Origin of the sequence: Burkholderia sp. AU31652 (assembly GCF_002223155.1) — a bacterium.
GTDB lineage: Bacteria > Pseudomonadota > Gammaproteobacteria > Burkholderiales > Burkholderiaceae > Burkholderia.
In genome coordinates, this window is sequence record NZ_NKFG01000013.1 from 1 (window position 1) to 1,373 (window position 1,373).

The 1,373-nt window shown below is 58.7% G+C and carries 1 protein-coding gene; it reads left to right on the forward strand.

Annotated features, from left to right (window positions below; genetic code table 11):
- Positions 1-80: 80 nt before the first annotated feature.
- Entirely contained in the window at positions 81-1,106 is a 1,026-nt protein-coding gene (locus tag CFB40_RS37575; RefSeq protein ID WP_089431894.1) for an IS110 family transposase, read from the forward strand.
- The last annotated feature ends 267 nt before the right edge of the window (positions 1,107-1,373 follow it).

Sequence of the window (1,373 nt, forward strand, 5' to 3'; positions counted from 1 at the left end):
CGGGCTTAATAGGATGGTCAGCCCGATCCTCACTCAGTGGACTACGCTGAGTGAGGATTTTGTCCTTCTGGAGGGCCATCATGGACACGGTATCGCTGATCGGAATCGATCTCGGCAAGCACTGCTTCCACCTGCATGGACAGGATGCGTCAGGCAGGATGGCGTTCCGTAAAAAGCTCACGCGTAGCCAGATGTTCACGCTGCTGGGCAATTTTCCGCGTTGCATTGTGGTCATGGAGGCCTGCGCCGGTGCTCACTGGATCGCACGTCGACTTCAAGCGCTGGGCCATGAGGCCAAGCTGATTTCTCCGCAATTCGTCAAACCGTTCCGGCAAGGCAACAAGAACGATTTCGCGGACGCCCAGGCGATCTGCGAAGCAGCCGCTCGTTCGAGCATGCGTTTCGTGAGCCCGCACAACGAAGCCCAGCAGATCGTTTCAGCCTTGCACCGTGTGCGCGAGCGGCTGGTGCGTGACCGCACCGGCACGATCAATCAGATTCATGCGTTTCTGTTGGAGTTCGGTATCAGCTTGCCGCGCGGCATGGCAGTGATCCGGCGACTGCCTGCCGTGCTCGAGGCAGAATCGTTGCCGCCGAGGCTGGTGGTCGTGCTCGAACGTTTGCAGGCGCACTTCAAGTATCTGGACGAGCAGATCCACCAGCTCGAACGTGAGTTGCTTACCCAGCTACACGAGGATGAACGCAGCGAACGACTGCTCGAGATTCCTGGCATTGGCCCGATGACCGCCAGCGTGTTGATGTCAGAGTTGGGCGATGCCCAGCAATATGGCTCAGCAAGGCAGTTTGCAGCTTCGGTCGGTCTGGTGCCGCGGCAGTACAGCACCGGCGGCAAACCAACGCTACTGGGCATCAGCAAGCGTGGCGACAAGGAACTGCGACGGCTGCTGGTGCAATGTGCGCGGGCCATCATGCAGCGCATCGAGCACCGCACGGATGCATTGGGCGTCTGGATTCGCAGCCTGTTGGCGCGACGACACTCGAACGTGGTGGCCTGTGCCCTGGCCAACAAACTGGCGAGGATCGCCTGGGCCATCCTCGCCAAAGGGACACACTACCGGAGCATCGAGGCTGTTCCCTCAGTCTGACGCTTCCTATCGCTTACGGCTTCAGTTTCAGTAGTCACCTCTGGTTTTGCGACGCGAGATACGTGAAGGCATAAACGACTCAACGGCCGGGCAAGTAACCTGACACAAAAAACAGCACCTCAATGCTGTGGGCTTTTTGAGGTTTGCCCGGCGCGGCTCCCATCATGGGGCGGGATCTTTCCCATCCGCGACCCCGGATAGATTCGAGCAAGTCCACTTTAGGTCAACACTGCCTCGCTTGCAAAAATCGGGCTGACCATAGATTTT

Bases quoted from the DNA above. Each gene is read 5' to 3' on its own strand.
- CFB40_RS37575 (WP_089431894.1), top strand. From the start codon at position 81: ATGGACACGGTATCGCTGATCGGAATCGATCTCGGCAAGCACTGCTTC.